Source organism: Sinorhizobium glycinis, from assembly GCF_001651865.1.
GTDB lineage: Bacteria > Pseudomonadota > Alphaproteobacteria > Rhizobiales > Rhizobiaceae > Sinorhizobium > Sinorhizobium glycinis.
Genome location: NZ_LPUX01000028.1, coordinates 1 through 4,466 on the forward strand (window position 1 = coordinate 1; position 4,466 = coordinate 4,466).

Genomic DNA, 4,466 nt, shown 5'->3' on the forward strand with positions numbered 1-4,466 from the left:
AAATCGCGTGTGTCGCCGCAGCCTGACAGCCGTCCCCGCCAGCTATCGCTGCATCAATCCGCTGATAACTTTACAGTGCCCGCCGACGCTCACCTCCATGAGGTCTTCGGCTCCGCTTCGTTCGAGTTGCCAGGCCAGGAAATGTCTGGCCCCCCACAAGAACGCGTCGATGCTCGCCCAAGCAAGGCCACGCTCCTCGCGAAGCCAGGTTTCGTATTCGTTGCAGATCGCAAGCCGCAGTCGGTCGGCGGCGCAGGTTGCTTTTGGAGCAGGTGGCCACTGATGCTGCACAAGCCGCAGCAGAGCGTGAATACCCGACTGCGGAATTTCGTGCCAGCGCTTGCCGGGATTTCGACCGCGGCGCTTCCGGAATAGCGCGACTGCATCGCACAGATATCGCGCGACCTCGGCTTCGGTCACATCTGCGACCATAATTCCTCGATGCCCTAAGTAATCGAGAAACTCCTGTGCATAGGCGCAGTAATTTCCGATCACCACCGGACTGTAGCGGCGACTGCTCAGTACGGCTTTGAGTTCAGGGATCAGTTCTCGTCCAGATTTCGACATCCACAACTCCTCTGCTGGTCGAATGACCGCAGAGGTTCGCTGGAAAATAATGCAGAGCAACGACGGCGCCGAACAGCGGAAGTGTATGGATTTTCTGCGCCAGTCCCGCGTTCCTTCGCATTATGGCCATCTGACGATTAGTCAAGGAATGAGGAGGTGAGCATTATTTGACGAAAGGTTTGACGTAGGCCGGAGGAATGAGGCGCACATCATGGCCGAGGTTCGCGATCTCACGCGCCCAATTGTGAGCGCCACCGCATGCCTCCATGCCAACCAGACATCGAGGCAGCTTTTCGAAGAAGCGCAGCACCTCGCCTCGACGCAGTTTCCGATTGAACAGGGGCGAGCCTTCGATATCGGCGCCGTGAACCTGGAAAACGAGTTTGGCTAAATCGAGCCCGATGGTGCTAACATGCTTCATGGAACGGTCCCCCCTTTGTGGCGTTCGAACAACGACCACGTTTTAGCACTAGATGCTGTCGGAGCGGGCCGTTCCACCTCATCACATACGGTCGCCGCTTGGAGCGGCTGCACCAATATCCCGCTTGCGGCGGCATGGGCCCAAAAGGCGAGACCCGTCTTTGAATGGCATTCAGCCAGCTGGGATCTCGGTTCGCCTCCTGGATCCGCCAAACTTCACCCCGGCGCCGAAACCAAGAGGCCGGCCACCGAAAAATGGCCATCTCTCCTCGTCATCCGGAGCGGCACAATTGGGGAATTTTACTTCGGCACTTGGAGTGCGCCCCTTGGGGTGGACAGATTGGGATGAGGAATTGACCGGCCTACCGGGTTTTCGGAAAGAAGACCCATGGCAAAGCACCGCAGTCACAGCGTCGAATTCAAACGTCAGGTCGCGCAGGAATTTCTCGCCGGCGAAACGCTGCATGGTCTGGCAAAACGCCACGACGTGTCGCGCAATCTTATCCGCATCTGGGTTCAGAAGTACGAGGAAGGTGCATTTGACGAGGATGCGCAGGCCGTTGACCTCCTCCAGGAATACGAGGCGCGGATCGCGGCGCTGGAGCGGCTAGTCGGCAAGCAGGCTCTGGAACTGGAGTTTCTAAAGGGGCCTCTGAAAAACGCACCGCCGCCGAAAAGCGGGACTACGTCCGTCATCACCGGCCCCGCGGCATCTCCGTCGCGGAAGGATGCCGGCTGATGGGAATCGCGCGCTCCACTTATTATGACCACCCAGAAAGGCCGGCCGACGACACTGCGATCGTCGAAGCGATGTTCGCGATCTGCGACGAGTTCGAGTTCTACGGCTATCGCCGCGTCGGTGCGGCCCTGCGGCAGCAGGGTATTGTCGTGAACCACAAGAAGATTCGCCGCCTCGGGCGGCAAGGCGCAGCGACATCAACCTCCATTATGGCAGCGAGCCCGGTACCAAATTCTACAGCGGGCTTTCCGATCAATATGGCTATTTATAGCGCGGCGATCCTGATTGACGCTGAGTCCCCGTGAGGCATTCGAGAACATCCGAGTGAGGCAACGGCATTATTTTCTGGGAACACTCTTGGATGAGGCAATACGCGTTTCGCGGTAGGGACGCCCATTACTGGACGCCACCGGGTCACCGGAGGCGGTCACCCACCTCCGGTTCCCACAGAACGTGGCGTGCAGATTTCCCGCACCACGCTCTTCGGCAGTTGTTTCACAGCACCGCAAGTGCTCGCAGCGCCCGGTACCCGGACCGGACTCGCACCGGCTGGAACGCGCCAGCTTGGCCTGGCGCACCTCACCGTGATTGTCGCCGCGCAGCTATTACAGCATCCTGCCGATCAGCCCTACTGAGAGCGAGGCTGTCTATGTGCTCGATGGCCTGTTTGATCACGATACGATTCTGGAGATCGAGGAGCTGTTCACGGATACCGGGCGCGCGAGCGATCATGTTTTTGCGCTGTTCTGCCTGGTCGGCAAGCGCTTCGCGCCGCGCCTTCGCAACATCAAGGAGCGAAAAATCCGTTCCTTCGAAAAGGCTGATGCCTATCCGACACTGGCAAATCATATCGGCGCACCGATCAACACCGCGCTCATTATGGACCATTGGGACGAACTCCTGCGCCTTGCAGCGTAAATCACGACGCTTACCGTCGCGCCTTCGGCGATCCTCAAGCGGTTGTCCGCCTCATCGAAATACAGCGAACTGGCCAGAGCACTGCGCGGACTCGGCCGCATCGAGCGAACGCTGTTCATGATCGAATGGTATTCCAGTCCGGCGCTGCGCCGGCGTTGTCAGGCCGGTCTCAACAAGGGCGAAGCTGCACATAAGCTCAAGCGCGCCGTGTTCTTCCACGAACGCGGTGAAATCGAAGCCATACGGCTCTCGGCGCCAGACGACCGCCCCTATAGGTCACCGCCAGCCGGGCGCGACGCCCCGGACGGATTTATGCACCAACGTTCACTTATCTCGAACATCGAAACAGTCATCGAAGCGATTGCTTTCGCAATATGCGGAAAGGCGCACCGAGGAGCGCGCTCCCGTTTCGCTATCTCTTCCCTCCCGGCACGCGGGACACGAGACATGATAGTCTTCATGCCGCTCCCTATTGAACCTCTTAGTCGGCCGGTCCTCCGCGGAAATTCAACGCCCGCTCCAAATACCAAGAAGGGTCATCGCTGGACGAATCTGTCTCGACATACCCTTCGTTTTCGTCGCTCCTTCCTTCAACGGGATCCTCGCTCTCGGCTTGGAGATACTGTCGAGGCTTGTCTGCCCGCTGCCATTCACGGTCGCCGTTCAGCGTCCACTTATCGCCATGCCGTTTAGGATCAAGCACGAACTCGTTTCCACCCACGTCAACAAAGCCCATCTGCTCCAGACGGGGCCTCGGGTCATCGTTAGCAGGACGCGACATGATTAAGGGCTTCTTGCCGTCGAGCCGAAGTTGATGTTCGAGCAGAACATCGCCCGCGTTCTCAACGAGCGGATGGGTCACTCGCATAGCCACAACCGATGAGATGTTTTTTCGCTCCGGAAAGTGCTCTTTCTGCCAGTCTTTCCCTTTGATGCGGAATCCTGGATCCACTCTTAGCAGCCCGACGCTCTTGTCGCCCAACTGGTAACTGAAGTACTGCGCACCAGGCTTGTCAGCTACGCTCGCACCAACTCTAGCGACCATTGCGGTGCGCTCGGCTTTCTTGGACACGAAATCCGAGTATTCTAATGGATTATCGGCAATGTGCTTGACATCATCACTATAGAAATTCTTCAGTTCTTTTTCGAACGTCTTTCTGTCCAACTCGTAGATAGGAGGTTCGGAGGTGAGGGAATACAGCCGCGACGCCGACGACGAACCAGACGCCGCCTCTGCGAGCGTTTCCGTAAACGTCTGGTCATCTGCTGCCTGCCCCGATTCATCGGCTTGGCTCGCGCTTGTAGATTGGCTGGCTGATCCAGTGATACTGCTATACATGCGGTTCGCTCCCCAATTGAAATGGTTGCACCGTTGTAATATCGTTCTACTCAAGACCTGTTAGCAGCCTAAGCCAGGGAGCTGACGACGAGCTGACGTACGGAAGAGTGCATGGCAGCAACCCCTACCTCGATCTGATCCCGGCTGGCCACATGGTGAATAGCGCACAACGCCGAGCCGATCGACTACACGCGCGACGCGGTCGAGGCGCTGTTGAAACTTTCATCTGAGAGCCGGCTCCGCAAATCTGAACAGTGCGATAGGTGGAGTCTTTGCCGGACGGCTGGCAAGATTGGGCCGCGAGATCAGCGAGACGAAGAGTAGACGCGCACGCCGGAACAACACACCGGTTTTTTGAACGTGGCGCTGGCCGCCGTCAAGGGCGATTAACGCTGGCTCAACTGGCACCGTAAAGTTAACCGACGGCTGAGGAAGATGTGCGTACATGGGCCATGTCAGAAGTTGCTCGTGATCCGCTTTATC

Annotated in this window: 4 protein-coding genes and 3 pseudogenes; 3 read left to right on the forward strand and 4 right to left on the reverse strand. The window is 58.0% G+C overall.

Features of this window, described 5'->3' with window-relative positions; all coding sequences use genetic code 11:
* Positions 1-42: 42 nt before the first annotated feature.
* Positions 43-567, reverse strand: a complete 525-nt coding sequence (locus AU381_RS29335) for a hypothetical protein (RefSeq protein ID WP_014330952.1) — start codon at positions 565-567, stop codon at positions 43-45.
* A 166-nt stretch (positions 568-733) separates the two neighbouring features.
* A pseudogene (locus AU381_RS30565) lies at positions 734-988 on the reverse strand (IS110 family transposase); the annotation flags it as partial.
* Positions 989-1,375: 387 nt separating this feature from the next.
* Between AU381_RS30565 and AU381_RS00320 the strand changes: the two are divergent.
* From AU381_RS00320 to AU381_RS27830, 3 genes and pseudogenes are all read left to right on the forward strand, one after another.
* Positions 1,376-1,726, forward strand: a complete 351-nt coding sequence (locus tag AU381_RS00320) for a transposase (RefSeq protein ID WP_014857518.1) — start codon at positions 1,376-1,378, stop codon at positions 1,724-1,726.
* A 71-nt stretch (positions 1,727-1,797) separates the two neighbouring features.
* A pseudogene (locus tag AU381_RS31155) lies at positions 1,798-1,848 on the forward strand (hypothetical protein); the annotation flags it as partial.
* Positions 1,849-2,329: 481 nt separating this feature from the next.
* Positions 2,330-2,878, forward strand: a pseudogene (locus AU381_RS27830) (Tn3 family transposase); the annotation flags it as partial.
* 247 nt (positions 2,879-3,125) lie between these two features.
* On the opposite strand, the gene AU381_RS00335 reads toward AU381_RS27830, so the two are convergent.
* Positions 3,126-3,983: a hypothetical protein gene (locus AU381_RS00335; RefSeq protein ID WP_034859666.1), complete on the reverse strand. Its 858-nt coding sequence runs from the start codon at positions 3,981-3,983 to the stop codon at positions 3,126-3,128.
* A 222-nt stretch (positions 3,984-4,205) separates the two neighbouring features.
* A partial coding sequence (locus AU381_RS30525) for a hypothetical protein (protein ID WP_206743865.1) occupies positions 4,206-4,466 on the reverse strand: 261 nt, incomplete at its 5' end.